The organism is Enterovirga sp. GCM10030262 (genome assembly GCF_042666435.1).
In the GTDB taxonomy this organism is placed as follows: domain Bacteria; phylum Pseudomonadota; class Alphaproteobacteria; order Sphingomonadales; family Sphingomonadaceae; genus Allosphingosinicella.
This window is the reverse complement of sequence record NZ_JBHTDC010000002.1, coordinates 308,276-333,304: the sequence shown is the minus strand read 5'-3', so window position 1 is coordinate 333,304 and position 25,029 is coordinate 308,276. Positions and strand designations below refer to the sequence as shown.

At 65.9% G+C, this 25,029-nt stretch carries 24 protein-coding genes and 1 pseudogene; 10 read left to right on the top strand and 15 right to left on the bottom strand.

Features of this window, described 5'->3' with window-relative positions; genetic code table 11:
- Window positions 1-125: 125 nt before the first annotated feature.
- The 6 genes from ACFQRC_RS10790 to ACFQRC_RS10765 all read right to left on the bottom strand — a co-directional run bounded on the left by ACFQRC_RS10790 (window position 126) and on the right by ACFQRC_RS10765 (window position 5,422).
- Complete coding sequence (locus ACFQRC_RS10790) at window positions 126-902, bottom strand: enoyl-CoA hydratase (protein ID WP_379961056.1); 777 nt, start codon at window positions 900-902, stop codon at window positions 126-128.
- Between the two features lie 102 nt (window positions 903-1,004).
- Window positions 1,005-2,054 carry an enoyl-CoA hydratase/isomerase family protein gene (locus tag ACFQRC_RS10785; protein ID WP_379961054.1) on the bottom strand — a complete coding sequence of 350 codons (1,050 nt, stop codon included), beginning with the start codon at window positions 2,052-2,054 and terminating at the stop codon, window positions 1,005-1,007.
- 37 nt (window positions 2,055-2,091) lie between these two features.
- Window positions 2,092-3,234, bottom strand: coding sequence for an acyl-CoA dehydrogenase family protein (locus tag ACFQRC_RS10780; RefSeq protein WP_379961052.1), 1,143 nt, complete (start codon window positions 3,232-3,234; stop codon window positions 2,092-2,094).
- The gene (locus tag ACFQRC_RS10775; RefSeq protein WP_379961050.1) at window positions 3,231-3,659 is read right to left on the bottom strand and encodes a PIN domain-containing protein; all 429 of its coding nucleotides are present in this window, start codon (window positions 3,657-3,659) and stop codon (window positions 3,231-3,233) included. Before ACFQRC_RS10775 ends, ACFQRC_RS10780 begins: the two co-directional genes overlap by 4 nt.
- Entirely contained in the window at window positions 3,656-3,901 is a 246-nt protein-coding gene (locus tag ACFQRC_RS10770) for an AbrB/MazE/SpoVT family DNA-binding domain-containing protein (RefSeq protein ID WP_379961048.1), read from the bottom strand. Before ACFQRC_RS10770 ends, ACFQRC_RS10775 begins: the two co-directional genes overlap by 4 nt.
- A 90-nt stretch (window positions 3,902-3,991) precedes the next feature.
- Window positions 3,992-5,422 carry an aldehyde dehydrogenase family protein gene (locus ACFQRC_RS10765; protein WP_379961046.1) on the bottom strand — a complete coding sequence of 477 codons (1,431 nt, stop codon included), beginning with the start codon at window positions 5,420-5,422 and terminating at the stop codon, window positions 3,992-3,994.
- A 239-nt stretch (window positions 5,423-5,661) separates the two neighbouring features.
- On the opposite strand from ACFQRC_RS10765, the gene ACFQRC_RS10760 reads away from it, so the two are divergent.
- The 6 genes and pseudogenes from ACFQRC_RS10760 (at window position 5,662) to ACFQRC_RS10735 (ending at window position 12,547) form a co-directional block, all read left to right on the top strand.
- Window positions 5,662-6,669, top strand: coding sequence for a fumarylacetoacetate hydrolase family protein (locus tag ACFQRC_RS10760; RefSeq protein ID WP_379961044.1), 1,008 nt, complete (start codon window positions 5,662-5,664; stop codon window positions 6,667-6,669).
- Window positions 6,670-6,716: 47 nt separating this feature from the next.
- On the top strand, window positions 6,717-8,123 hold the full coding sequence (locus ACFQRC_RS10755; protein WP_379961042.1) for a M28 family metallopeptidase: 1,407 nt from the start codon (window positions 6,717-6,719) through the stop codon (window positions 8,121-8,123).
- Window positions 8,124-8,728: 605 nt separating this feature from the next.
- Window positions 8,729-10,090, top strand: a pseudogene (locus tag ACFQRC_RS10750) (RNB domain-containing ribonuclease); the annotation flags it as partial.
- Between the two features lie 653 nt (window positions 10,091-10,743).
- A complete protein-coding gene (locus ACFQRC_RS10745) occupies window positions 10,744-11,094 on the top strand; it encodes a DUF2171 domain-containing protein (protein ID WP_379961040.1) in 351 nt (116 codons plus the stop codon).
- Between the two features lie 113 nt (window positions 11,095-11,207).
- Complete coding sequence (locus ACFQRC_RS10740; RefSeq protein WP_379961038.1) at window positions 11,208-11,864, top strand: hypothetical protein; 657 nt, start codon at window positions 11,208-11,210, stop codon at window positions 11,862-11,864.
- Window positions 11,861-12,547, top strand: coding sequence for a hypothetical protein (locus ACFQRC_RS10735; protein ID WP_379961036.1), 687 nt, complete (start codon window positions 11,861-11,863; stop codon window positions 12,545-12,547). The genes ACFQRC_RS10740 and ACFQRC_RS10735 overlap by 4 nt, the downstream gene beginning before the upstream one ends.
- Before the next feature lie 3 nt (window positions 12,548-12,550).
- Here the strand turns inward: ACFQRC_RS10735 and ACFQRC_RS10730 are convergent, their stop codons facing one another.
- Window positions 12,551-12,949 (bottom strand): DoxX family protein, encoded by a 399-nt coding sequence (locus tag ACFQRC_RS10730; RefSeq protein WP_379961034.1) that lies wholly within the window; start codon window positions 12,947-12,949, stop codon window positions 12,551-12,553.
- Window positions 12,950-13,038: 89 nt separating this feature from the next.
- Here ACFQRC_RS10730 and ACFQRC_RS10725 point away from each other — a divergent pair, with 89 nt between their 5' ends.
- Window positions 13,039-13,602 carry an NADPH-dependent FMN reductase gene (locus ACFQRC_RS10725; protein WP_379961032.1) on the top strand — a complete coding sequence of 188 codons (564 nt, stop codon included), beginning with the start codon at window positions 13,039-13,041 and terminating at the stop codon, window positions 13,600-13,602.
- Between the two features lie 10 nt (window positions 13,603-13,612).
- On the opposite strand, the gene ACFQRC_RS10720 is transcribed toward ACFQRC_RS10725, so the two are convergent.
- From ACFQRC_RS10720 to ACFQRC_RS10705, 4 genes are all read right to left on the bottom strand, one after another.
- Window positions 13,613-13,915, bottom strand: a complete 303-nt coding sequence (locus ACFQRC_RS10720) for a hypothetical protein (RefSeq protein ID WP_379961030.1) — start codon at window positions 13,913-13,915, stop codon at window positions 13,613-13,615.
- Window positions 13,916-13,923: 8 nt separating this feature from the next.
- Complete coding sequence (dcd, locus tag ACFQRC_RS10715; protein ID WP_379961028.1) at window positions 13,924-14,478, bottom strand: dCTP deaminase; 555 nt, start codon at window positions 14,476-14,478, stop codon at window positions 13,924-13,926.
- Window positions 14,478-14,882 (bottom strand): hypothetical protein, encoded by a 405-nt coding sequence (locus ACFQRC_RS10710; RefSeq protein WP_379961026.1) that lies wholly within the window; start codon window positions 14,880-14,882, stop codon window positions 14,478-14,480. Before ACFQRC_RS10710 ends, dcd begins: the two co-directional genes overlap by 1 nt.
- A gap of 68 nt (window positions 14,883-14,950) precedes the next feature.
- Window positions 14,951-15,415, bottom strand: a complete 465-nt coding sequence (locus tag ACFQRC_RS10705) for a UPF0262 family protein (RefSeq protein ID WP_379961024.1) — start codon at window positions 15,413-15,415, stop codon at window positions 14,951-14,953.
- Between the two features lie 96 nt (window positions 15,416-15,511).
- On the opposite strand from ACFQRC_RS10705, the gene ACFQRC_RS10700 reads away from it, so the two are divergent.
- Window positions 15,512-17,023, top strand: a complete 1,512-nt coding sequence (locus ACFQRC_RS10700) for a replicative DNA helicase (RefSeq protein ID WP_379961022.1) — start codon at window positions 15,512-15,514, stop codon at window positions 17,021-17,023.
- A 17-nt stretch (window positions 17,024-17,040) separates the two neighbouring features.
- Here ACFQRC_RS10700 and astD read toward each other — a convergent pair whose 3' ends face one another.
- Window positions 17,041-18,477: a succinylglutamate-semialdehyde dehydrogenase gene (astD, locus tag ACFQRC_RS10695; RefSeq protein WP_379961020.1), complete on the bottom strand. Its 1,437-nt coding sequence runs from the start codon at window positions 18,475-18,477 to the stop codon at window positions 17,041-17,043.
- Window positions 18,478-18,525: 48 nt separating this feature from the next.
- The gene (locus ACFQRC_RS10690; RefSeq protein ID WP_379961018.1) at window positions 18,526-20,007 is read right to left on the bottom strand and encodes a protein adenylyltransferase SelO family protein; all 1,482 of its coding nucleotides are present in this window, start codon (window positions 20,005-20,007) and stop codon (window positions 18,526-18,528) included.
- Between the two features lie 36 nt (window positions 20,008-20,043).
- On the opposite strand from ACFQRC_RS10690, the gene ACFQRC_RS10685 reads away from it, so the two are divergent.
- The gene (locus ACFQRC_RS10685; RefSeq protein WP_379961016.1) at window positions 20,044-20,901 is read left to right on the top strand and encodes an alpha/beta fold hydrolase; all 858 of its coding nucleotides are present in this window, start codon (window positions 20,044-20,046) and stop codon (window positions 20,899-20,901) included.
- 70 nt (window positions 20,902-20,971) lie between these two features.
- Here the strand turns inward: ACFQRC_RS10685 and ACFQRC_RS10680 are convergent, their stop codons facing one another.
- Window positions 20,972-21,814, bottom strand: a complete 843-nt coding sequence (locus ACFQRC_RS10680; RefSeq protein ID WP_379961014.1) for a hypothetical protein — start codon at window positions 21,812-21,814, stop codon at window positions 20,972-20,974.
- 285 nt (window positions 21,815-22,099) lie between these two features.
- Here ACFQRC_RS10680 and ACFQRC_RS10675 point away from each other — a divergent pair, with 285 nt between their 5' ends.
- Entirely contained in the window at window positions 22,100-22,852 is a 753-nt protein-coding gene (locus ACFQRC_RS10675) for a hypothetical protein (protein WP_379961012.1), read from the top strand.
- Window positions 22,853-22,860: 8 nt separating this feature from the next.
- Here ACFQRC_RS10675 and ACFQRC_RS10670 read toward each other — a convergent pair whose 3' ends face one another.
- A complete protein-coding gene (locus ACFQRC_RS10670; RefSeq protein ID WP_379961010.1) occupies window positions 22,861-25,029 on the bottom strand; it encodes a putative bifunctional diguanylate cyclase/phosphodiesterase in 2,169 nt (722 codons plus the stop codon).

Below are 25,029 nucleotides of genomic sequence, written 5' to 3'. Positions count from 1 at the left end.
TAAGGCTAAAGAAACACCGCTCACCCTGAGCTTGTCGAAGGGCTGTCCTTCTCCTGGCCCCGGAAGAAATCAAGGGCAGGGCTTCGACAGGCTCAGCCCGAACGGGGTGGGTCAGCCGTTGCGAGCTACCGCCCCGTCCACTCGGCTTTCCGCTTGCCCACGAAGGCGGCCATGCCTTCTTTCTGATCCTCGGTGCCGAACAGGCCGTGGAACAGGCGGCGCTCGAAATTGATGCCCTGGGCGAGCGACATCTCGAAGGCGGCGTTGACCATCTCCTTGGTCGCGATCGCCGCCAGCGGCCCCATCGACGCGATCGTCGCGGCCGTCTTGAGCGCCTCGTCCAGAAGCTGGTCCGCGGGGATCACGCGCGCCACGAGGCCCGAGCGTTCGGCTTCTTCCGCGCCCATCATGCGGCCGGTCAGGCACATCTCCATCGCCTTGGCCTTGCCGACGGCGAGGGTCAGGCGCTGCGATCCGCCCATGCCGGGCGTGACGCCCAATTTGATCTCGGGCTGGCCGAACTGGGCATTGTCGGCGGCGATGATGAAATCAGCCATCATCGCCACCTCGCAACCGCCGCCCAGCGCATAGCCGGCCACCGCCGCGATCCACGGCTTGCGCGTCGCCGTCACCCTCTCCCAGCCCTGGAAGAAGTTGGAAGCGTACATGCTGGCGAAGCCCTGGCTCTCCATCTCCTTGATGTCGGCGCCGGCGGCGAACGCCTTCTCGCTGCCGGTCAGCACCGCGCAATGCTGGCTGTCGTCGGCGTCATAGGCGGCGAAGGCGTGGATCAACTCCTTCAGCACCGCCGTGTTCAGCGCATTCAGCGCCTTCGGCCGGTTCAAGGTGATCAACGTCACCGCCCCGCGCTGCTCGACCAGGATGTTTGCGTAATCAGCCATTCTCACCTCTCGTCATCCCGGCGAAAGCCGGGATCTCTTTTCTTTCTCTCGCTCCCCGGAAGGGCGATTCCAGCTTTCGCTGGAATGACGATGCAAGCCGCCTCACGCCTTGAGCGGCGTCCATTCCTCGCCGTCCGGCATGGGCGCGAAAATCGTGTCGATCATGTGGTCGGTGACCCCTTCCGGCGTCGCCGGGTTCCAATGTGGGCTATTGTCCTTGTCGATCAGCAGCGCGCGGACGCCTTCGGCGAAATCGGGGCGCTGCACGACATGGGCGGCGACCGCATATTCCTGCCGCATCTCGTCGGCGAAATCGGCCATATTAGCGCCATCGGAGAGGAGGCGGAGCGAAACCTTGCACGCCTGCGGGCTCTTGGCGCGGAGTGTGGCGAGCTCCGTTTCCGCCCATTCCGATCCGTCTTTCTCCAGCGCCACGAAAATGTCCTCGAGCCGGTCCGACGCGAAAATCTTGTTGATGCGGGCGAGGTTGCCGGCGATCTTCGCGTGCGGCGGCGTGATGCTCGCCTTGCCGAGCATGCCCTCGATCCGGTCGGGATGCTCGGCGATCCTCTCCTTCACCTCATCCAGCGCCGCGTGCGGCACATAATGGGTGGCGAGCCCGAGATAATGGCATTCGGCCCCGTCGAGCCGGGCTCCGGTCAGCGCCAGGAACTGCCCCGCGCGTCCCGAAAGTCGCGAAAGATACCAGCCGCCGCCGACGTCCGGAAACAGTCCGATCGCCGTCTCGGGCATGGCGAAGCGGGTATTCTCGGTCGCGACGCGATATTTCGCGGGCTGCGAGATACCGACGCCGCCGCCCATCGTGATCCCGTCCATGAAGGCCACAATCGGCTTGGCGTAGGTGAAGAGCAGATGGTTGAGGCGATATTCCTCGTGGAAGAAAGCGCGCGCGTCCGATCCGTCCGATGCGCCGCTCTCCGCCAGCATCCGGACGTCGCCGCCGGCGCAAAAGCCGCGGCCCTCGGCATGGTCGATCATTACGGCCTGGACATTATCGTCGGTGCGCCATGCGACGAGCGCGGCAATCATCGCGCTGCACATATCCCTCGTCAGCGCGTGAATCGCCTTGGGCCGGTTGAGGCGGATGCGACCGATCCTGCCTTCGACTTCAGTCACGACGTCTTCGCTCATACCGCCCCGTTCCCCGGCGAACACTGCCATTCGGACATCACTGGCGCAGCAAGTCGCGGGCGATAATGACGCGCATGATCTGGTTGGTCCCTTCCAGGATCGAGTGGACGCGCAAGTCGCGCCAGAAGCGTTCGACCGGATAATCCTGCAAATAGCCATAGCCGCCATGCAGCTGGAGCGCCTGATCGACGATTCTCGATCCGCTGTCGGTGGCGAGCCGCTTCGCCATCGCCGCGAACCGGGTCTTGTCCGGCGCATTCTCGGTGACCTTCACCGCCGCCGCGTAGAGTAGCATCCGCGCGGCCTGAAGGTCCGTCTCCATGTCGGCGAGCATGAACTGCGTGTTCTGGAATTCGGCGACGGGATTGCCGAACTGCTTGCGCTCCTTTGTGTAAGAGACCGCCTCGTCGAGACAGCGTTGCGCCCCGCCGAGCGAACAGGCGCCGATGTTGAGCCGGCCCCCGTCGAGGCCCATCATCGCGATCCGGAACCCTTCGCCCTCGCCGCCGACGAGATTCTCGGCGGGGACGCGGACCTCGTCGAAATTCACCTGCGCGGTCGGCTGCGAATGCCAGCCGAGCTTCTTCTCCTGCGCGCCGAAGCTGACACCAGGCATGTCCTTTTCGATGACCAGGCAGGAAATGCCCTTCGGCCCCTCGCCCCCGGTGCGGACCATGGTGACGTAAACCTCATTCTCGCCGCCGCCCGAGATGAACGCCTTGGAGCCGGAGACGACATAATGGTCTCCGTCCTTGACCGCCTTGGTCTTGAGCGCGGCCGCGTCGGAGCCCGAGGAGGGCTCGGTGAGGCAATAAGAGCCGATCCGCTCCATCGTCACCATCGAGTGAAGATATTTCGCCTTCACGCCGGCCGAGCCGAACCGGTCGATCATCCAGGCGGCCATATTGTGGATCGAGATGAAGGCCGAGGTGGAGGGGCAGCCATAAGCCATCGCCTCCATGATGAGCGCCGCCTCGAGCCGGCCAAGCCCGATCCCGCCACTCTCTTCGGACACGTAGATCGAGCCGAAGCCCAATTCCGCCGCCGAGCGGATCGTGTCGCGGGGAAAGATATGCTTCTCGTCCCATTCCGCGGCGTGGGGGGTGATGGCATCGGCGGTAAACGCCCGCGCCATCTCCTGGATCTGGCGCTGCTCGTCGTTGAGGTCGAATTGGGTCATTGAAGCATTGCTCCGCTTCGGAAAGGGTCGATCACCCGCAGGACGCCATCGATAACCAGGTTGTCCTGCAGGTCCTCGCTGTAAAAGGTGCGCGCGCCGCCGATCAAGGCGGTGGCGAGCATCAGGGCGTCGTAGAAGGAAAGGCGATAGCGTTCGGCAATGCGGCTGCCTTCGGCATTGGTGCGGTCGTCAATCGGCAAGATCATCGGCACCGCGTCCCGGAGCGCCGCCAGGTCGCCATCGATCTCCAGCCAGTTTCGCCGCAACTTACGGGACGCCACATTGGCATATTCGTTCAGCACCTGAACGCTCAGAAAGCCCGAAGCGCCAAGCGCCGCCGCAGCCGTCTCGGCCTTCGCCTGCCTTAAAAGAGCGTAGACGGCGACGTTGGTGTCGATCGTGGCCAGCCCCACTCGACCGGTCAACGCGCGTTCGCCTCTTCTCGGTCGAACCTGTAATCGGGAGGCATGGGATATCGACGCTCGGCAATGCGCCGCAAGGCCTCCGCCCGACGCTTCTGAACGTCCCCATCGCGAACCTTTTCCAGCGCAGCTTCGATCGCGGCCGAATCAATCTCGTCGCCCTCGTTCAGACGAAAGCGTTCGACGAGCGCCTTGGGCAGGCGCACTGCCAGGCTATTGCCCCAGCGGCCGATCTGCATCTTCATCGCGCCTCTCCTAAAGATATCCGAACGGATATACGTCCCGGGCATCGCCGCGGCAAGGGTGCCCGCGGGAGCGCGTGCCATTTCCTGGAATCATCCCAGCGTCGCGATTGCATCCCCGAACAGTTCCTCGTCGCTCGGCAGCGTCTTGGGCGTCTTCAAGGGCTTCGACACCCAGGTTTCGTTGATGAGGTCGCGCCAGGTGATGTTGTTGTTGGTGCCGTTGCCGCCCCACGATCCGCAGCCCAGGGAGAAGGTCTGGCGCATGCCGTTCCACAGATTGCCGCTGTTCGACGCCGCCTGCGGCTGGTTGACCATCACCCGCGAGGTCTTGGTCGCGTTGGCCAGCTTCATGATGTTGGCGTCGCTCGTCGAATAGATGCCGCAGCTATGGCCCTGGCCCTGATAGGCCTGGATTTCGTTGGTGCGGGCGATCGCCTCGTCGATGTCCTTCACCTTGTAGAGCGCCATGGTGACGGTGAGCTTCTCGCCCGAAAAGGGGTAGTCCGGCCCGGCGCCCGTCTCCGGAACGATGAAGAACCGCGTCCCTTCGGGGATTTCGAACCCGGCCATGCCGGCGATCGCCTCGGCCGGCTGGGCGACCACCTTGGCGTTGAGCGCGCCGTCGATCCACAGGATGGACTGGAGCCTGGCCTTCTCCTCCTCATCGAGGACATAGCCCCCTTGCGCCTTCAGCTTGGCGAGCATCTCGTCATAGATCGGCTCGACCAGCAGCACGCTGTTGTCCGAGGAGCAGGAGGCCGCATTGTCGAGCGTCTTGGAAATGCGGATCTTCTCGGCCGCATCGTCGAGGTCGGCGGTCTCGTCGACGGTGATGACGGCGTTGCCGACGCCCACGCCCAGCGCCGGGGTGCCGCTCGAATAAGCGGCATGGACCATCGCGCCGCCGCCGGTGGCGAGAACGCGGTCGCACTGGCGCATCAGCTCGTTGGTCTTCTCGACCGACGGCGTGTCGATCGAGATGACGAGGTCGGCGGGCGCGCCCATCGCGACGATCGCCTCGCGCATATAGTCGCAGATCATCTTGTTGGTGAGCTTGGCGCGCGGGTGCGGCGCGACGATGATCGAATTGCGGCCCTTGACCGCGCTGATCGCCTTGATGACCGGCGTCGCCTCGGGGTTGGTCGAGGGCGACAAGGCGCCGATCACGCCGACCGGCTTGGCGATGACTTTGATCTCGCGCTCCGGGTCCTCGAGGATGACGCCCACCGACTTGTCGTCGATAATGTCCATCAAGGCCGCGCGGGTCTTGCGGAAGATCTTGAGATATTTGCCTTCCTCGTTGCCGAGCTGGGTTTCCTCGAAGGTGAAGCGGGCGATCTTCTCGGCGATTTCGGGCCGGGCGACCGACCAGACCATCGCCCGGATGAGCGCATCGACCTGCTCCTGGCTGTAATTCTCGATCTGGCGCTGCGCGGCGCGCGACCGTTCGATGAGAGCGCCGACCTCTTCCGCCACCGCGGCGGCCTCGTCGCTGGCGAAAATCCGTTCCTGCTTGCCCATTTCAAAAGCTCCTTACACGCCCCAACATAGGAAGCCGGGGCACGCCGCAAAACATGCGGTGCAACCAATATGTGCGCTGCCCCTAGCCAAGCCGGCAAGCAAATGCCAGTCAACCGATGAGCCCTGTCCGTCATTCCAGCGCAAGCTGGAATCCCGTTTCACTTCAGGGCAGGGAGATTCCAGCTTTCGCTGGAATGACGTCGAAGGGCTGGAATGCCCACGAAGGGAATGCACGACCTATGAAACTCGGATCGCTCAAATCGGGCCGCGATGGGCGCCTCGTCGTCGTCAGCCACGATCTCGCCTGGTGCGCCGACGCGACCCATATCGCGCCGACCCTGCAGGCCGCGCTCGACGATTGGGAGCGGGTCGCTCCGCGGCTCGGATTGCTCGCGACCGATCTCGCCCATGAGGCGATCCCCATGATGCGCTTTCACGAGCGTCAGGCCGCCGCGCCTTTGCCTCGCGCCTATCAATGGGCCGACGGCTCGGCTTATGTGAACCATGTCGAATTGGTGCGTAAAGCGCGCGGCGCCGAGATGCCCGAAAGCTTCTGGACCGATCCGCTGATGTATCAGGGCGGCTCCGACGAGATGCTCGCCCCCCGCGATCCGATCCCCCTTGTCGACGAGGCATGGGGCTGCGATCTCGAAGCCGAGGTGGTGGTGGTGACGGGCGACGTGCCGCGCGGCGTCTCGGCCAAGGACGCGCTCGGCCACATCCGTCTGGTCGGCCTCGTCAACGACGTCAGCTTGCGCAACCTCATCCCGGCCGAACTCGCCAAGGGTTTCGGCTTCGTCCAGTCCAAGCCCGCCTCGGCCCTGTCGCCGGTGCTGGTCACGCCCGATGAACTCGGCGATGCGTGGAAGGACGGCAAGCTGCGCGGCGCCCTCAACGTCGATCTGAACGGCCAGCCCTTCGGCCGCGCCGACGCGGGAGAGGATATGACCTTCGATTTCGGCACCCTCGTCGCGCATCTCGCCAAGACCCGCAATTTGGGCGCCGGTACCATCATCGGCTCGGGCACGGTCTCCAACCGCGACGCCGACGGCGGCCCCGGCAAGCCGGTGGCCCGCGGGGGCAGGGGCTATTCCTGCCTCGCTGAGGTCCGGACGGTCGAGACCATCCTCGACGGCAAGCCGACGACGGAATTCCTGAAAGCCGGCGACACCGTCCGCATCTGGATGGAGGACGAGCACGGCCACGCCACCTTCGGTACGATCGAGCAAGAAGTGGTGGCGGCATAAAATCGAGGGGATGAAGGGTTGCCAGAACCTTATGGCGCCTGCACGGTATGGCGATGAAGAATCTCGTCTGGCTGCTTGCCTTTGCCCCCCTCCTCCTCGCGGGCAACAATCCCGCCACCGTGACCGATGAGGATGTCGAGAAATTCGCGGCTTGGGCTCGAAATCGAAATCCGTCCGAGCTTACCGGGGCCGTGTCGGAGCAAAAGCTTCGCGCCAATGTCGAAAAGCTCGTGAGCTTCGGCACACGCCACACGCTTTCTTCTCCCACCGACCCCGAACGCGGCATTGGCGCGGCGCTCAGGTGGACTGAGGAAGAATTCGAGCGCTACGCGAACGCGTGCGGCGGCTGCCTCGAAATCGTCACTCCATCCGACACGGTTACGGGCCGACGTGTTCCTAATCCCACCACGGTGACCAACGTATTCGCGATCCAGCGCGGCACCACCGACCCAAACCGCGTCGTCATCATCTCCGGCCATATCGACAGCCGCGTCACCGACGTGATGGATTTCACGTCGGACGCGCCCGGAGCGAACGACGACGGCTCGGGAACCGCCGCTGTGATCGAGGCAGCGCGGGTTCTATCCGCGCTCAAATTTCCGGCGACCATTGTCTACGCCGTTCTTTCGGGCGAGGAGCAAGGCCTGCTCGGTGGAAAGATCATGGCCGATTACGCGAAGGAGCAGGGCTGGCAGGTGATGGCCAATCTGAACAACGACATCATCGGCAACAGCTGCGGCTCCGACGGCAAGTGCGACGCCGCCCATGTCCGCGTCTTCTCCGAAGGTCCGCGCTGGCAAGGGAGGGACGATCTGGCCGCGGCCCAGCGCAGCCAAGGCGGCGAGAACGATTCCCCCTCTCGCAACCTCTCGCGCCGGATCGACACGCTGGCCGACGACCTGTCGCTCGGCCTCGACGTCCGCCAGATCTGGCGCAATGACCGTTTCGGCCGCGGCGGCGACCATACGGAGATGCTCAACGCTGGTTACCCCGCCGTCCGCTTTTCGGTGGCGGTCGAGGATTACGATCACCAGCATCAGGATCTGCGGGTCGAGAACGGCGTCGAATATGGCGACACGATCGACGAGATGGATTTTAGCTATCTCGCGAAGGTGACTAAGCTGAACGTCGCCGCGTTGGCGGCGTTGGCCCGCGCGCCGATGCCGCCGGAGCCAATCGTGGAAGGTGCCGTCTCGACCGATACCACGATAAAATGGCGCGGCGTGGGTGCCGCCGACTATATCGTCCGTTGGCGACCGACCGACTCGGCCAATTGGCAGGAAAGCGTCCGCGTGCCCGGGGGTACCCTCGGCCATATCCTAAAAGGCATCCGTGTCGACGATTGGGTGTTCGGCGTGTCCGCAGTGTCGGCAAAGGGCTATGAAAGCCCGGTTGCGTCCGCCGTGCCGGGTGGCGCGTTCGAGCCGTACGTCGCTCCGGCGCCTGCTCAATAAGCCGTCACCCTCTTCGTCATGCCGGACTTGATCCGGCATCCACCTTCTGCCTTTGAATGGCGCGACAGCAAGATGGGCCCCGGATCAAGTCCGGGGTGACGGGTGTTAGGGAGCGCATGGCTAGAAAAATCCGCGCAGGTCTCCCGACCCGCCAGCAGATCCTCGATTTCATCGAGACCTCCGATGTGCCCGCCGGCAAGCGGGAGATCGCGCGTGCTTTCGGCCTTTCCGGCAACGACAAGATCGCGCTCAAGCAATTGCTGCGCGACATGGGCGACGAGGGGCTGATCGACAGCGCCCCCGGCCGCGCCTTCCACAAGATGGGCGGCGTGCCCAAGGTGACGGTGCTGCGCGTCACCGATGTGGACGACAGCGGCACCGCATGGGCTGTTCCGGAGCGCTGGGAGAGCGATGCCCCCGAGCCGCGCATTCGCTTGCAGGAGCGCGGCCGCAGGGGCGCGCTCGGCGTCGGCGACCGTGTTCTCGCGCGCACCGAGGAAAAGGGGACGGGCATCGTCGCCCATCCGATGAAGAAATTGCTGAAGGGCAGCGAGCTGGTGCTCGGCGTCCTCCATAAGGAAGGCGAATCGCTCTGGCTCCGCCCGGTCGAGAAGAAGGAACGGCGCGAGCTGCCCGTCTCCGACGCCGGCAAGGCCCAGGTCGGCGATCTCGTCCTCGCCGAGAAGACCGGCCGCCCGCCCCGCATCGCCGCCCGCGTCACCGACATATTGGGCGATCCCTTTGCCCCGCGCAGCTTCAGCCTGATCGCCATCCACAAGCACGGCATCCCGCATGAATTTCCCGATGGGGTAATCGAAGAGGCCGAACGGGTGGCCAAGCTCGATCTCGGCAAACGGGAAGACCTCACCCATATGCCGATCGTCGCGATCGATCCGGCCGACGCGCGCGACCATGACGACGCGGTCTGGGCGGCGGCCGATGACGATCCATCGAACGCCGGCGGCTGGAAGGCGATCGTCGCCATCGCCGACGTCAGCTTCTACGTCCGCCCCGGCTCGGCGCTCGACAAGGAAGCGCGGAAGCGGGGCAACAGCGTCTATTTCCCGGATCGGGTGGTGCCGATGCTGCCCGAGACCTTGAGCGCGGACGTCTGCTCGCTGAAGCAGGGCGAGGACCGCGCGGCGATGGTGTGCCATTTGCAAATCTCGAAGGACGGCCAGCTTAAAAGCTGGCGCTTCACCCGCGCCCGAGTCCGCATTGCCGCCAATATCGCCTATGAGGACGCCCAGGCTGCGATCGACGCGTCAGGAGATAAGGCCACCATTCCGTTCGCCCCGAGCGAAGTCGAGGGGTCCGCCCGAGCGAAGCCGAGGGACGAAGCCGACCCGGGTCTCGGCTCCGCTCGACAGGGTGTCTCGACTTCGCTCGGCACGAACGGGGAGGGGGAAGAACCAATCGAGGTCGCCTCCTCACCATGTTCGATGCCCGAGATCGAGCCGACCGCCCCCGTAGTCTCGCCCGAACTGGTCGAGACCACCCTCAAACCCCTCTGGGCCTGCTGGCGCGCGCTTTACGCCGCCCGCGAAAAGCGCGGTCCGCTCGATCTCGACCTGCCCGAGCGCCGCGTGGTGCTCGACGAAAAAGGCCGCATCCTCTCGGTCGCCCCGCGCGAGCGTCTCGACGCGCACAAATTGATCGAGGATTACATGATCGCCGCCAACGTCGCCGCCGCCAAGGCGCTGGAGGCGAAGAAGGCGCCGGTCATGTACCGGGACCACGAACCGCCCAGCCGCGAGAAATTGGTCGCGCTCAAGGACTATCTCAAGACCTTCGAAATCGAATTCGCGCTCGGCCAGGTCATCCGCCCGGAGACCTTCAACCGCATCATCGAACGCGTCGGCGAAGAGGAATTCAAGCCGCAGATCATGGAGCAGATTCTCCGCACCCAGACCCAGGCTTATTACGGGCCGGAAAATCACGGCCATTTCGGCCTCGCTTTGGGCTCCTACGCCCATTTCACCAGCCCGATCCGCCGCTATGCCGACATATTGGTCCATCGCTCGCTCGTCCGGAGCAACGGACTGGGCGAGGGCGGCCTCTCCGATTCCGAAGGCGAGGCGATGGAAGTCACCGGCGAGCTCATCTCCCAGCTCGAGCGCCGCGCGATGGTCGCCGAGCGCGAGACGCTCGACCGCTACGTCGCCGCCTATCTGTCCGAGCGCGTCGGCGATCTGGTCGATTGCCGCATCACCGGCGTCCAGCCGTTCGGCTTCTTCGCCACCGTGGAGGGCCTGGGCGGCGACGGCCTCGTCCCCGTCTCCACGCTCGGCACCGAATATTTCCGCTACGATGAGGCGAGCCAGACGCTGAGCGGCGACGACACAGGGGTGACCTTCGCTTCGGGGCAACGGCTCAAGCTCCGCTTGGTCGAAGCCAATCCCGTCAGCGGCGGCCTGCGCTTCGAGCTACCCGACGCACCGCCCGCCAACCTCGACGGTCGCAGCTCCCGGCGCGACGGCAAGCGCGACAAGCCCGTCGGCAAGCGCCAGCAGGGCCGCCGCGGCCGCCCGGGAAACGTTCGTCACCAGGGACGCCGCTAGACGAGGGAACGCGGCGACGGTTCCGGCCGTTGCCACGGTTGAACAAGGGAGTTCATCCGATGGCGAGCAATCCCCCTATCACCCCCGGGATGCAGGTGCTGACGTCCGACCGCGAGTTGTTCGGCACGGTCGAGCGGGTCGAGGGGGAGAGCATCAAGGTGCGGCCCGCATTGGCCGGCGGCGAGGTCGAATCCGTTCCGATGAGCTGGATCGAACGGGTCGACGAGCATGTTCACCTCAACCGCGCCGGGGCGGAGATCGAGGTCGGGCTGCGCACCGCCCGGTTCGAGGCCGAACATGCGCCCGGAAAGTCCACTTCCGCCACGGCCGAACCAGCGCCGGGCAGGCAAATCTGGATATGGGGCGCGGTCGCCATCCTGATCCTTCTATTGCTGATCTTGCTGTTCTGAAGGTCCCGCAAATATAGGCGCCTCGCCTTCATTGCGCTCGTCTTCCGCCGGCCCGCGAAAAAGGATATAGACTCCGGTCTGGACTCGCTGGCGGGACGATCCCGGGGGGCGTCATGGGACTGCATACAGGCAGCGTCAAAGGCGTCGTCGCCTCGGTCATTCTGTTCGGACTGCTTCTCTTCGCCGGTCATCGCCTGGTCGGCGCGGCCGACCATTTCGACTCGCCGCCGCGTACCGACCCGCTGGTCGATCCGACGCCGGATCTCGCCGCCGACATCGCCGACGTCTATGCCTTCTACACCGACGATGCGGTCGTCATCGCGCTGACTTTCGCGGGACCGGTGCCGAACGATCGCGCGCCGACCTTCGATCGCGACGTGCTCTACCGGATCAACGTCTCCAACGATGGCGATCCGACCAACACCGAATTCCCGGTCGAGTTCCGTTTCGGTCCCGGCAGCGGCGGCTTCGGACTTTCCGTGACCAACCTTCCCGGCGGCCGGGAGATGCTGGGGCCGGTCGAGACCAATATCGAGAAAGACGGCATCCTCGTCCGCGCCGGCAATTTCGACGATCCGTTCGTCTTCGACCTCCAGGGCTTCCGCGAAACCCGCGCGACCGGAGAGCTGTCCTTCGACAACCGGCGCGATTTCTTCCGGGGCCAGAACGACACCGGCATCGTCATCCAATTTCCCCGATCGATGATCCAGCGCGGCAACAGCCCGCTCGACATCTGGGGCGAGACGCGCCGCTTCGGAGGCCAGATATGATGCGCGGGAGCACCTCCGCCCTGGCCCTGGTTTGCGCCGTCGGCCTGGCGCTCGGCGGCTGCCAGGGCGGAAGCACGCCGGCGCCGACGCCCACCCCGACCCCCACGCCGCCGCCACCGGGGGCCGCGAGCTTCGATGTCGAGCCGTGCCTGGTCCAGGTCGTCCGGCCGGGGCAGACGGTCGCGATACTCTACGTCCCCGACACGCTGAAGCTCGATTTCCGCCTTCCGTCGGTCTTCCCCAACGGCCGCAACCTGCCCGACCCGGTGATCGACTATACGCTGGCGATGCTGTTCGTCGACTTGACCGAGCATCCCATTTCGGTGCTGCACAGCATGCCGCTCGGCCCGCCGCGCAACGACCGCCGGTTCCGCACCCAGTTTCCCTGGCTCGCCTCGGCCAACGGCAACCCGCCCCAGGCCCGGCCGGGCGCGCCGCCCTACGACATCCGCACCGATGCCTCCGACGCCTATACGCGCGTCGACCGGATGGGCATGCCGGCGGTGGCGACGGCGCTCATCAGCGGCAATGACGACAAGAATGCCTATAATGACGACGCGCCCGCCGTCGACGCCGGCTTCAAATGGGTGCCGGAGATCGAATCCTCGCTGAAGGCGCTTACCGACGCCCTCGCCGAGGATTTCGACGAATTGGGCGTCGATATCTGCGCCGAGCCCGAATGACGGTCAGTAGGCGCGGCCCCGCTTCGCGTCCACGCTCCACGGCCCCGGCCCGGCGAAGACGAGATAGAGGAAGACGAAGCAGTAAAGGATCGCCGCGTCGCCGCCATTGTTGACCGGGAAGGGATTTTGCGGCGCGTGGGCATACCAGTAAGCCACCGCCATCGTGCCCGAGGCGATGAACGCCGCCGGTCGGGTGAACAGCCCGAGCGCGATCAACGCGCCGCCGACCAGCTCGATGATTCCCGCTATCCAACCCAGGCTCATCGCCTCCGGCCCTGCATGTTCGCCCATCGGAAAGGCGAGGAATTTCTGCGTCCCATGCTCCATGAAGATGAGCCCCGCGACGATGCGGAGGATGCTGAGCGCGCGCGGCGCCCACAAGGTGAGGGTCGTGGAATTCATCGCGCAATGCTCCCCTGCTCGTGTCGGTGGCGTAACATAAGCAGGGAACCGCCCGCGTCTACAGGCTTTTGACCGGGAGGAGGATAATCATGGCCCAATCCCGCGATGTCGCCGTTCTCGTAGGCAGCCTGCGCAAGGGCTCGCTCAACCGCATGACCGCGGAGGGGCTTGCGCGACTCGCTCCGGATAGCCTGGCGCTGCGGATCGTCGAGATCGGCCGGCTGCCGCTCTACGACCAGGATCTGGACGACGAGGGGCGGCCGCCTTCGGAGTGGACGGATTTTCGGGAACGGGTGAAAGAAGCCGACGCGCTCCTTTTCGTCACGCCCGAATATAATCGCTCGGTCCCCGGCGTCCTCAAGAACGCGATCGACGTCGGCTCTCGCCCCTACGGGCAGAGCGCGTGGGAGGGGAAACCGGGCGGCGTCGTCAGCGTGTCGCCGGGCGCCATGGGCGGCTTCGGCGCCAACCATCACCTGCGCCAGTCCATGGTGTTCCTGAACGTGCCGATGATGCAGATGCCCGAGGCCTATGTCGCCGGCGCCGGCGACAGTTTCGACGAGCAGGGAGAACTCAACGCACGCACGGCCGGATTCCTGCGCAAGTTCATGACCGCTTATGCCGCGTGGGTGGAGAAGATACTCGCGTCGTAGGTTGGAACAATCACGCGGCGATCAGGTACGCGCCCCCCGCGATCAGCAGCACACCCAGGATGGCGCTCGCGATCTTCTCCCAGCCGTCGCGATAGGGGATGCCGAGGTGCCGGATCATGGTGACGTGCTCGGCGCTGATCTCCGATCCGCCGGGCAATATGTCGACGACGCACGACAGGCCGAGCAGCAGCACCGCGATCCCCGCCCAATATCCGCCCTGCAACGGCTCAACCAGCCGCCCCGCCAGCAGCAGGAGCAGGCCGGCGATGCACAGGCCGTAGGACGCGATCTTGGTCGGCGTGACCGGTCCCACCGGCCTCCCTAAAGCCTGGGCAGCGTGACGCCGCGCTGGCCCATATATTTGCCGGCGCGGTCGGCGTAGCTCGTCTCGCACGGCTCGTTGCCTTGCAGGAACAGGAACTGGCACGCGCCCTCATTGGCATAGACCTTGGCCGGAAGCGGCGTCGTGTTGGAGAATTCCAGCGTCACATGGCCTTCCCAGCCCGGCTCCAGCGGCGTCACGTTGACGATGATCCCGCAGCGCGCATAGGTCGATTTGCCGAGGCAGATGACGAGCACGTCGCGCGGCACCCTGAAATATTCCACCGTCCGCGCCAGCGCGAAGCTGTTGGGCGGAATGATGCACACGTCGGTCTTGCGGTCGACGAAGCTGTTGGCCTTGAAATCCTTGGGGTCGACGATCGCGTTGTCGACGTTCGTGAAGAGCTTGAACTCGTCCGAAACCCGCGCGTCATAGCCGTAGCTCGACAGGCCGTAGCTGATCGTCCCCTCGCGCTTCTGCCCGTCGACGAAAGGCTCGATCATCGCGTCCGAGAGCGCCCGCTCGCGGATCCACCGGTCCGACATGATCGCCATCAGCCGTGGCTCTCGGCGAGTTCGCGCCCGCCGCAGCCTTGCAGCATCCGTCCGCTCAAGGTCACCGTCACCCGATCCTCGTAGCGCCGCCCGCCGGCGGTGCAGTCCGCCGGCCGCGCCTCGATCGCGATCACCTGGGTGCCTTCGCCCGATTCCCAGCGGCGGGCGCCATCCACCTCGCGGGGCAGCACCCGCGGGTAGCTGGCGCTGCTCAACGCGCCGTCGGCCCGGCCCCCCGGCGGGCCCAGGGTCAGCACGATCTGGTCGTCGCCGATCGCCACCATCCAGAAGGGATCGTGGCCAAGCGCGCCATATTGGAAGTCGCGGACCGGGCTGAACGGCGTGGTCGCCGGCGTGGCGCAGCCGGCGAGGGCGAGCAGGGCAAGCGGGATCAGGAATTTCACTGAATTATCCAATATCGTCATCCTCGCAGGAATGACGGGGAGGGGGCGACCGAGTCAAGCGATCCTCCTTACTTGATGTGGAGGACGCAGATCAGGGTGAACAGGCGCCGGGCGGTGTCGAAATCCATGTCGATCCGGTCTTCCAGGCACTCCTTGAGGAGGTCGGCGGCGTCGTTGTGGAGCGCGCGGCGGGCCATGTCGATCGTCTCGATGCCGTTGGCGCTGTCCGATCGCACCGCTTTGAAATAGCTGTCGCAGATCGCGAAATAATCGCGGATCGGCCGGCGGAACCGGCCGAGGCCGAGCCGGATCGTCTCCAGCGGCGCGTCGCCCTCGTCCTTGAGGTCGATGGCCAGCCGATTGTCCTCGACGCGGAGCAGGATCCGGAACGGCCCTTCATGGCCGTTGGCCGCGAAGCGATTCGCCTCGAGCAGGTCGAAGATCGCGATGCGCCGCTCCTGCTCGACATCGGCATTGCGCCGGATGATCGTGCGGTCGTCCAAGGTCACGTCGATGATGCGCGGATCGCCCATATGCGCTTGTTAGCGGGTGCAGCAAAGCTTATCCACACCGCATCCACAGAGTTAATGTGTCTTGAGGCGGAAGGGGTTAAGGCCCACAAGGCGCAAATGGCCCATCCGCTCACGCTCATCGAATCCCCCGCGCCCGAAGCGCCCGCTCTCCCGCAGAATGTCGAGGCCGAGGCGGCGTTGCTCGGCGCGCTGATGATCGACAACCGGCTCGCCGAAGACATTCAGATGAAGCTTCGGCCCGACCATTTCTTTGAGCCGCTCCACGCCCGCATCTACGAATCGATCCTGAAGCTCATCGACCGCAACATGATCGCGTCGCCCGTCACCCTGCGGCCGATGTTCGAGTCCGACGAGGAGATGAAGGAGCTCGGTGGCCCCGCTTACCTCGCCCAGCTGACCGGCAGCGGCGCGGCCATTATCGGCGCCCGCGATTTCGCCGGCCAGGTTTATGAGCTCGCCTTGCTGCGTGCCTTGATCGGCGTCGGCCGCGATCTCGTCGAGCAGGCGCTCGACACGAGCGAGGAGGTCAACCCGCTCGCCCAGATCGAGGCGGCGGAGAGCGCGCTTTATCGGGTGGCCGAGGAAGGCGGCGGCGAAGGCTCGGTCAAGACGTTCGCCCAGGCCACCAAGATGGCCGTGCAGATGGCCGAGAAGGCGCTCAACACCGGCGGCGGCCTCTCGGGCGTCACCACTGGCCTCGACAGCGTCAACGCCAAGACCGGCGGCCTCCACCACAGCGATCTCCTGATCCTCGCCGGACGCCCCGGCATGGGCAAGACCGCGCTCGCCACCAACATCGCCTTCAACGCCGCCGCGCGCTATGTCCGCGACCTCGAAGACGGCATAGCCCCCGAGAAATCGGCGGGCGCGGCCGTGGCTTTCTTCAGCCTCGAAATGTCTTCCGATCAGCTCGCTACCCGCATTCTCGCGGAATCGTCGGGCATCAGCGGCGAGAATCTGCGCATGGGCAAGATCAGCCAGCAGGATTTCCGCAACCTCGCCCGCGCCGCCGCCGAGCTGGAGAATCTGCCGCTCTATATCGACGACACGCCCGGCCTCACCATCGCCGCGCTGCGCACCCGCGCGCGCCGCCTGAAGAGGCAGCGCAATATCGGATTCATCATCGTCGACTATCTCCAATTGCTCCAGGGCAGCGGCAAAGGCGGCAACGAGAATCGCGTCCAGGAAATCTCCGAGATTTCGCGCGGCCTCAAGACGCTGGCCAAGGAGCTCAACGTCCCCGTCCTCGCTTTGTCCCAGCTCAGCCGCGCCGTCGAGCAGCGCGAGGACAAGAGGCCCCAGCTCTCCGACCTTCGCGAATCCGGCTCGATCGAGCAGGACGCCGACATCGTGCTGTTCGTCTATCGCGAGGAATATTATGTCGCCTCCCGCGAGCCCAAAAGGCCGATCGACGGCGACGATTCCAAGACGTTCGAAGCCCACGAATCCTGGGCCCGCGACATGGAACGCGCTTACGGCCTGTCGGAGCTGATCATCGCCAAGCAGCGCCACGGCGCGACCGGCAAGGTCAAGCTCAGGTTCGAGAGCAAGATCACCAAATTCTCGGATTATATCGAGGACAGCTACGTCCCCGAAATGCGGGGCTAGCCTTCACAGAGGCTTGTTTAGCCCTCCAGCTCGTTCGCCGCGTAGGGATCCCTGAGCCCGACACCGATCGATGCACGGGCATTATCCGCTTCGGAGCTGGTTACCGGATAGGCGCAATAATCGGCGGCATAATAAGCGCTCGGCCGGTGGTTGCCGCTCAGCCCCACGCCGCCGAACGGGGCGTTGGACGGGGCGCCGTTGGTCGGCTTGTTCCAGTTGACGACGCCGGCGCGGATATTGGCCCAGAACTTGTCGTAGAGCTGCGGGCTTCCCCCGACCAAAGAGGCGGCGAGGCCGAACCGGGTGGCGCCGGCCTCGGCGATGGCGGCATCGAAATCGGGCACGCGGACGACCTGCAGGATCGGCCCGAACAGCTCCACATCGGCGCGCTCGCCGACGTCGGTCACGTCGATCACGGCCGGCGACAGGAAGGGCTTGTCCTCGGCCTGACGATCGAGGTGCATGATCGGCCTGCCGCCCTTCATCATCAGGTCGAGAAAGGCTTCCTGGAGCTGGTCGGCGGCCTGGTTGTCGATCACCGGCCCCATGAACGGCGCCGGATTGGCGTGCGGCGCGTCCACGATCAGGCGCTCGGCGAGCTTGCGGATATTGCCGATCAGCTCTTCATGCGCGCCGTCGCGGACGATCAGCCGCCGCGCCGCCGTGCAGCGCTGGCCGGCGCTGAGGAAAGCCGACTGGACCGCGATTACCGCCGCCGCATAGGCGTCCGGCGCATCCCACACGACCAGCGGATTGTTGCCGCCCAGCTCCAGCGCCAGGATCTTGTGCGGCGTCTCCGCGAACTGGCGGTGGAGCGCCATGCCGGCGCGCGCCGATCCAGTGAAGAGCAAACCGTCGATGCCGGGATGGCCCGCCAGCGCGCGTCCCTGGTCCGGGCCGCCGATCAGGCAGCGCACCACGCCTTCGGGCACGCCCGCCTCGTGGAAGAGCCTGACCAGATACTCGCCCACCGCCGGCGTCTTCTCCGACGGCTTGAACACGATTGCGTTGCCGGCGATCAGCGCCGGGACGATATGGCCGTTGGGCAGGTGCGCCGGGAAATTATAGGGGCCGAGCACCGCCAGCACGCCGTGCGGCTTGTGGCGGACGGCGACGCGGGCGCCGAGCGCGCCCTCCTGCTTGCGCTGGGACGTGCGCTCCGAATATGCCGAGATCGAGATGTCGACCTTGCCGACGACCGCGTCGACCTCGGTCGCCCCCTCCCAGAGCGGCTTGCCGGTTTCGCGCGCGATGAGGTCGGCGAACTCGTCCTTTTTGCCGCGCACCACATTGGCGAAGCGACGCAGCGTCTCGACGCGCACCGTCAGCGGCTTTGACGCCCAGCCCGCCCAGGCGGCGCGCGCCGCTCCGACTTCCGCGTCGGCATCGCCGACGGCGCCGGTCCAGAGTGTTTTCCCCGTGGCCGGTTCGGTCGAGGTCAGAATATCGGTCATGCGGTCAGCCATCTCCTTTGGCAGCCCCAACATTTTTGCGTCGGGCGGTCAAGGGCGGGCAGCCATCGCCTCGCCCATCCGGCGGACGGCGGCGATCTTCGTCTCGAAACGGGACCAGTCGTCGGCCTCGTCGATCCGCGCCCAGATCGCTTCCACCTCGTCGATATGCATCGAGCAGGGGCCGTCGCCCGACCAGTAGGGATGGTCCAGCGCCGCCGAGGCTTCGTATGTCTCGATCAGCGCGCGCAGAGACGCGAAGCCCTGCGCCTTGTAAGCCGCGTCGGCCGGGGAGGGGCCGCGCCGCCCGCCGCCGCGCCAGTCGAAGAAGAAGCGGTCGATCTCGACGCTCTTCGCCGCCAGCGCTTCCTCCAGCGCGACCAGCAATTCGCGGTCTTTCGTCGCTCCCTTCGGTACGACGCCGAGCCGGGCGCACACTGCCTCCGCCAGCGCGTCCTGGAACGCCTCCGGGAAACCTTCCAGCGCCGGCGTCAGCGCCTCCGGCTCCGTGATCAGCCGCAGCGCGGCGGCGAGTTGGACCACGTCCCAATGGATAGCCTCCGGCTGGCGCCCGAAGGAATAGAGGCCGGCATGGTCGAAATAAGCGGCGGTGAACCCGCCGTCCCAATAGGGCGTCCACCGCCATGGTCCGTAATCGAAGCTCTCGGCCGTGATCGCGATATTGTCGCTGTTGAGCACGCCATGCACGAACCCCGCGGCGATATAGGAAGCGGCGAGTTTGGCCGCGGCCTCGGCGACATGGCCCAGCAGCCGGGCCGCCGCGCTCGAAGCATCCGAAGCATCGTCATTGCGAGCGTCGCGAAGCAATCCAGCGGGCGCCTGGATTGCCGCCTCGCTTCGCTCCTCGCAATGACGTTGCGGGTAGTAATGCGCGAGGCTGTAATCGACGAGCCTCCGCATACTCTCCGCGTCGCCGAGATAAGCGAGGCGCTGGAAGGTGCCGATCCTTATATGGCTGTGCTGGAGCCGCACCAGCACAGACGAACGCGTCGGCGATGGCTCGTCTCCCCGCTCCAGCGCTTCGCCCGTCTCGATCAGCGAGAAGCTCTTGCTGGTCTCGACGCCCAGGGCCTCCAGCATTTCCGTCGCCAGCACTTCGCGGACACCGCCCTTCAAGGTCAGCCGCCCGTCGCCGAAGCGGCTGTAGGGCGTTTGTCCGGATCCCTTTGTGCCGAGATCAAGCAGGCGTCCTGCCTTGTCCCGGAGCTGCGCGAACAGGAACCCGCGCCCGTCGCCGATGTCGGGATTGTACACGCGGAACTGGTGGCCGTGATACCGGAGCGCGAGCGGTCGCTCCAGATTATCGGGCAGCGGCTGGAACCGGCCGAAATGCCGGAGCCACTCCGCCTCGCTCAGATCGGCCAGCCCGACCGCCTCCGCCCATCGCTGGTTGCGGAACCTCAGGATCGTCTGTGGGAAATGCGCGGGCTCCACATCGTCGTAGAAGGCGTCGCCCAGCGACAGGATTGTTCTTTCGGGCCGGTATGCGCCGGCTTGCGGGCGCTGCGTCATCGGGCGATAGGGTCGGCAAGAGCAGGGGAATGACGCATGGTGGCTTGGTCCGATGGCTATTGGTGGTCGAACGACGGGCTAAGGCTCCATTATCGCGACTATGCGGGCGATCCCACCCGTCCGCCGATCATCTGCATTCCCGGCCTCACACGTAACGCTCGCGACTTCGAAGGAGTTGCCGACCGCCTCGCCGGAGACTGGCGCCTGATCTGCGTCGAGCTGCGCGGCCGCGGTGAGAGCGCCTATGCGAAGGACCCGTTGAGCTATGTGCCGCTCACCTATCTGCAGGACCTCGATGCCCTGCTGCGCGAACTGGCGCTGGAGCGGTTCATCCTGTTCGGCACCTCTTTGGGCGGACTGATGACGATGCTGCTCTCGGCCGGCCACCAGGACCGCATCGCCGCCGCCTTGCTCAACGATATCGGCCCGGTTCTCGACGCGCGCGGGCTGGAGCGCATTCGTGGCTATGTCGGCCGCTCCCAAAGCTGGCCGACCTGGCTCCACGCCGCCCGCTTCTTCGCCGATGCCCAGAGCGACCGCTATCCGCATTGGACTCTCGATCAGTGGCTGATCTTCGCCAAGCGGCTGTGCCGGCTGAACGCCGGCGGCCGCATCGCCCTCGATTACGACATGCGCATCGCCGAGCCGTTCAAGGTGCCGGGCGGGGAGACCGGTTTCGACCTCTGGGGCGCCTTTTCGGGACTGAAGCCCATTCCCTCGCTCCTCGTGCGCGGCGAGATTTCAGACCTCCTCACCACGGAGACGGTCGCGGCGATGGAGGCGCGGATGCCGCTGATGGAAAGCGTCACCGTCCCCGGCGTCGGCCACGCTCCCACACTGGACGAACCGGAGGCGGTGGCGGCCGTGGAAAGGCTGCTGGCGCGGGTTGGATGAACCTGTGCGATTTCACGGCCGCTGACGGTGATCCCCTCTCCCGCGATGGGAGAGGGGATCCGCGCAGACCTTACCGCCGGTTCTGACGGTCCTGCTTCTGCACGTAGATGCGCCGGCTGAGATCGTCGAAGCGCCGGTCGAGGTCGGCGCGCTCGGCCGTCGATAGGCCGCCGTCCGTGCGGCGATACTGCGCCTCGAGATTGACGATCGTGCGAAACTCGCCGCGCAGGAGGATCGTCTCCTGTTGCGTCAGCGCCCCATTGCGAACGCCCTGATCGATCCGCTGGTCGAGGCCCGCCTGCCGCTGGTTGATGGTCAGCCATTGTTGGCCGGGCCTGCCGTGCTGATCCTGCTTCTGGGCGTAGACGCGCCGGCTGAGATTGTCGAAGCGACGATCGAGATCGGCCCGTTCCGCGGATGAGAGCCCTCCGTCGGTACGGCGATATTGCGCCTCGAGATTGGCGATCGTGCGAAATTCCCCGCGCAGCAGGATACTCTCCTGCGACGTCAGCGCGCCGCTGCGCACGCCGTTCTCGATCCGCTCTTCGAGGCTGGCCTGCCGCTGGTTGATCGTCTTCCAGTCGCTGCCCTGGCTCTGCCAGTCCTGCTTCTGGGCGTAGACGCGCCGGGCCAATTGATCGAACCGACGGTCGAGGTCGGCGCGCTCGCCGGCGGAAAGTCCGCCCTGCGTGCGGCGATAGTCCGCCTCGAGATTGGCGATGGCGCGAAATTCGCCTCGCAGCTGAATTCCCTCCTGCTGCGTCAGGGAGCCGCTGCGAATTCCCTGGTCGATACGCTGGTCAATGCTCGCCTGACGCTGGTTGATCGCCTGCCAGCTTTGGGCGGCGGCGGGCGCTGCCACTGAGAGCGCGACGGCCGAGGCCGCGGTTGCGAGAAGCAAAAGACGTTTCATGCTAGGCCTCCTTGACTGAGCCGCCAAGCGGCGGACGAGGCCCATTAGCGCCTCGCAAGCTGAACGGCGCGTGGCGGCTTCGTTAGGCTGCCGCTCATCTTGCCCCCGGGGGCACTTCTACTTCCTTGTATTTGGATGACAAGTATTCGCGGGATGCGGCCGAAGGGAAGGGATAAAGAATTTGTTACCGGCCGCGCGACCGGCGCGCCAGCGCCGCTCCTCGGCGCGATAGGGGGGTGCAATCGCGCACGGGCGTTGTTAGTCAGCGTGGCCGGGAGGCTGTTTATGCGTTCATCATTGCTGGCCCTGCTGTCATTGGGCCTGCTTGCCGGATGCGCCGGCAACATCGCCGATCATATCGGGCCGAAGACCGGCATCGTCGCCGACCAATTGACGCGCTACGGTTTCGACGCGGGCGAATCCCAATGCATGGGCGAGCGGCTGGCGACGGGCCTCAGTCCTTTGCAGCTGCGCCGGCTGGAGCGCGCCGCGAGCGCCGTGGAGCGCGGCTATTTCGACCCGAGCCGGCTGACGCCGCGCGATTTTCGGCATGTGGCGACCACCTTCGGCGATTCCCAGGTGCCGCTCGAATATGCTCGCGCCGCCGATGCATGCGGAATGACCCCGGTAGCGGTCGCCGCTCCCCTCGGCCCGCCCGAAGCTTCCGCGCCGGCGGCGGCGACCAGCGGCGCCTCGGCCGCCGGGACGGCCGCCGCTCCGGGCGGCGCCGCCACCTGGGTCAATCTCGGCGCCGCCCTTTCGGGACAGGAAATATCGGTCGATGCGGCGTCCGTGGAGAAAGGGGCGACCACCCGCACCGCCTGGTTCCGGATGAACGATCCCGGCGCGACCGAGCCTACCGGCGTTTCCTATCGCCTGAAGATCGACTGCGCCGGAAAGATCATCGCTCCGCTCGCGCACCGCCGGCAGGATGCGGCTGGCGGTGTCTCCGACTATCTCGAATATGGCCCCGAAGAGGCGGGGCCGATCGAGGGCGGGACGGTAATGGAAATCGCCTATCTCGCCCTTTGTACGTGAGATTCTATTCAGGCGACCAGCGCCCTGGTCGGGCGGGGCAGGGACAGCAGGGCAGGGACGTCGGAGGCCGGAGCGGGCCTGGCGTAGAGGAAGCCCTGGCCATAGTCGCAGCCCAGCGCCATCAGGAACTCCTGCTGCGTCACCGTTTCCACGCCTTCGGCGACGGTCCGGATGCCGAGGTTGTGGCCAAGGTTGATGACCGCATTGATGATCGCCGCGTCTTCCGGATCCTGCTCCAGGTCGCGCACGAACGACTGGTCGATCTTGATGATGTCGACCGGAAATTGCTTGAGATGCGACAAAGAGGCATGGCCGGTCCCGAAATCGTCCAGCGCGATGCGGATACCTTCCGCGCTCAGCATCTTGAGCGCCCGCTCGACATGTTCGGCGCCGCGTCCGAGGAAGACGGTCTCGGTGATCTCGATCTGGACGTGCCCCGTCGCCACCGAGGCGTGCCGCAGCCGCTCGAGCAATTGTTCGGCGAAATCGCCGCGCCGGAATTCGGCCGCGGCGGCGTTGATCGCGACATGGCCGAAATCGACGCCCTGGTCGATCCAGCGGCGCATGTCGGCGACGATCCCGTCGATCATCCGGTCGCTGATCGCGGCGGCGAGCGTGAGATCCTCGAACGCGGCCGCGATCGTGTCGGGCGCCTGCATTCCCCGGCCTGGATGGTCCCATCTCAGCAGGGCCTCGAAGCCGGCGACGCGGCCTGTCCTGAGTTCGACCTTGGGCTGGTAGTAAGGGATTATACGTTCGTGCCTGAGCGCGTTTCGAGCCAGGGTCAGCATCGAGGCGCGTTTCTGCATTTCGTGGCGCATCTCCGGCGTGAACAGCCGGAGCTTGCCCCTTCCCGCCGCCTTGGCCGCGTAAAGGGCGATATCCGCATTCTTCATCAATTCGGCACGGCTCTCGCCGTGGATCGGGTAGAGGCTGGCGCCGACGCTCGCCTGACAGTCCATCACGCGGTCGCCGCGCCCGCAGGGCGCGCGAAGACGGTCGACCGTCGCCGAAACGGCTTCCTCTATGCCTTCGCTGGGCCTGTCGCCGATCAGGACCGCGAACTCGTCGCCGCCTAGCCTGGCGACGAGATCGCCCGGGCGGGCGGCGGCCGCGAGGCGCGCGGCGAAATCGCGGAGCAGGGCGTCGCCGGAATCGTGGCCAAGCGTGTCGTTGACCTGTTTGAAATCATCGACGTCGAGCAGGAGCAGGGCGAAAGTCCCCGCCGACGCGCGCGCGCCGGCAATCGCTTCGTCCAGCTTCTGCTGGAGCTGGAGCCGGTTGGGAAGCCGGGTCAGCGAATCGTGGAGCGCGGTCCAGCGAACCTTGGTCTCCGCCGCTTTCTGCCGGGTGATGTCGCGGGACACCGACACCAGCTTGATCGGGCGGCCGGAGGGATCGAGCACTGGCGCGACCACCGCGTCCCACCATTTCGTACGCTTGCCCGGGCGTCTCAGCACGGCGCGTCCCAGCCGGCCTTTCTGGGCCGCGGCCAGCGCCCTCGCGGCTAGACCGCGCCTGCCCCCGGTCGCGTCGAACCCGTCCTCCCACCGGCGCCCGACGAGCGCGGCCGAATCCTCGGCCTCGCGGGCGCGCAGCGTGGCCTGGTTCGCGAACAGGATGGTGCCGTCCAGATCGAGCAGCGCGACGCAATCGGGATTGGCTTCGATAATGCCGCGGTTGAGGGATTCGCTCGCTCGCAGCGCCTGCTGCGCGAGCACATGGTCGTGAATGTCGGTGCACGCGCCGCACCACCGCACCATCTCTCCCGCCTCGTCGCGCTCCACCCGCGCCCGGCTCAATATCCAGCGATACTCGCCGGATTTGTGGCGGAGGCGGTATTCGGCTTCGTAAGGCTCGCCGGTGGCGCGGCATTTCCGCCAGATGGCGCCGGCCTGTTCGCGATCGTCGGGATGGACGAGATCGATGCGCGCGACGCCATCCGGCCCGTCGGGCATTTGTCCGACGAATTCGATCCAGTGGCGGTTGTAATAATCTTCGCCGCCATCGACCCGCATCGCCCAGATCATCTGGGGAACGGTGTCGAGCGTGCGCCGCCAACGCTCGGCTTCCGCGCGCAGCCCAAGCCTGTCGCCGGGTACCGGGTGGCCGCCGCCGTCGCGGCCCTTGTCGGCCGCGCGCGCCGCCTTTCCTCGCTTGTGCCCCAAATCCCCCAT

Coding starts and splice junctions, on each gene's coding strand:
- ACFQRC_RS10790 (WP_379961056.1), bottom strand. CDS start 902: ATGGCTGATTACGCAAACATCCTGGTCGAGCAGCGCGGGGCGGTGACG.
- ACFQRC_RS10785 (WP_379961054.1), bottom strand. CDS start 2,054: ATGAGCGAAGACGTCGTGACTGAAGTCGAAGGCAGGATCGGTCGCATC.
- ACFQRC_RS10780 (WP_379961052.1), bottom strand. CDS start 3,234: ATGACCCAATTCGACCTCAACGACGAGCAGCGCCAGATCCAGGAGATG.
- ACFQRC_RS10770 (WP_379961048.1), bottom strand. CDS start 3,901: ATGAAGATGCAGATCGGCCGCTGGGGCAATAGCCTGGCAGTGCGCCTG.
- ACFQRC_RS10765 (WP_379961046.1), bottom strand. CDS start 5,422: ATGGGCAAGCAGGAACGGATTTTCGCCAGCGACGAGGCCGCCGCGGTG.
- ACFQRC_RS10760 (WP_379961044.1), top strand. CDS start 5,662: ATGAAACTCGGATCGCTCAAATCGGGCCGCGATGGGCGCCTCGTCGTC.
- ACFQRC_RS10755 (WP_379961042.1), top strand. CDS start 6,717: ATGGCGATGAAGAATCTCGTCTGGCTGCTTGCCTTTGCCCCCCTCCTC.
- ACFQRC_RS10745 (WP_379961040.1), top strand. CDS start 10,744: ATGGCGAGCAATCCCCCTATCACCCCCGGGATGCAGGTGCTGACGTCC.
- ACFQRC_RS10740 (WP_379961038.1), top strand. CDS start 11,208: ATGGGACTGCATACAGGCAGCGTCAAAGGCGTCGTCGCCTCGGTCATT.
- ACFQRC_RS10735 (WP_379961036.1), top strand. CDS start 11,861: ATGATGCGCGGGAGCACCTCCGCCCTGGCCCTGGTTTGCGCCGTCGGC.
- ACFQRC_RS10730 (WP_379961034.1), bottom strand. CDS start 12,949: ATGAATTCCACGACCCTCACCTTGTGGGCGCCGCGCGCGCTCAGCATC.
- ACFQRC_RS10725 (WP_379961032.1), top strand. CDS start 13,039: ATGGCCCAATCCCGCGATGTCGCCGTTCTCGTAGGCAGCCTGCGCAAG.
- dcd (WP_379961028.1), bottom strand. CDS start 14,478: ATGGCGATCATGTCGGACCGGTGGATCCGCGAGCGGGCGCTCTCGGAC.
- ACFQRC_RS10705 (WP_379961024.1), bottom strand. CDS start 15,415: ATGGGCGATCCGCGCATCATCGACGTGACCTTGGACGACCGCACGATC.
- ACFQRC_RS10700 (WP_379961022.1), top strand. CDS start 15,512: ATGGCCCATCCGCTCACGCTCATCGAATCCCCCGCGCCCGAAGCGCCC.
- astD (WP_379961020.1), bottom strand. CDS start 18,477: ATGACCGATATTCTGACCTCGACCGAACCGGCCACGGGGAAAACACTC.
- ACFQRC_RS10690 (WP_379961018.1), bottom strand. CDS start 20,007: ATGACGCAGCGCCCGCAAGCCGGCGCATACCGGCCCGAAAGAACAATC.
- ACFQRC_RS10685 (WP_379961016.1), top strand. CDS start 20,044: ATGGTGGCTTGGTCCGATGGCTATTGGTGGTCGAACGACGGGCTAAGG.
- ACFQRC_RS10680 (WP_379961014.1), bottom strand. CDS start 21,814: ATGAAACGTCTTTTGCTTCTCGCAACCGCGGCCTCGGCCGTCGCGCTC.
- ACFQRC_RS10675 (WP_379961012.1), top strand. CDS start 22,100: ATGCGTTCATCATTGCTGGCCCTGCTGTCATTGGGCCTGCTTGCCGGA.
- ACFQRC_RS10670 (WP_379961010.1), bottom strand. CDS start 25,029: ATGGGGGATTTGGGGCACAAGCGAGGAAAGGCGGCGCGCGCGGCCGAC.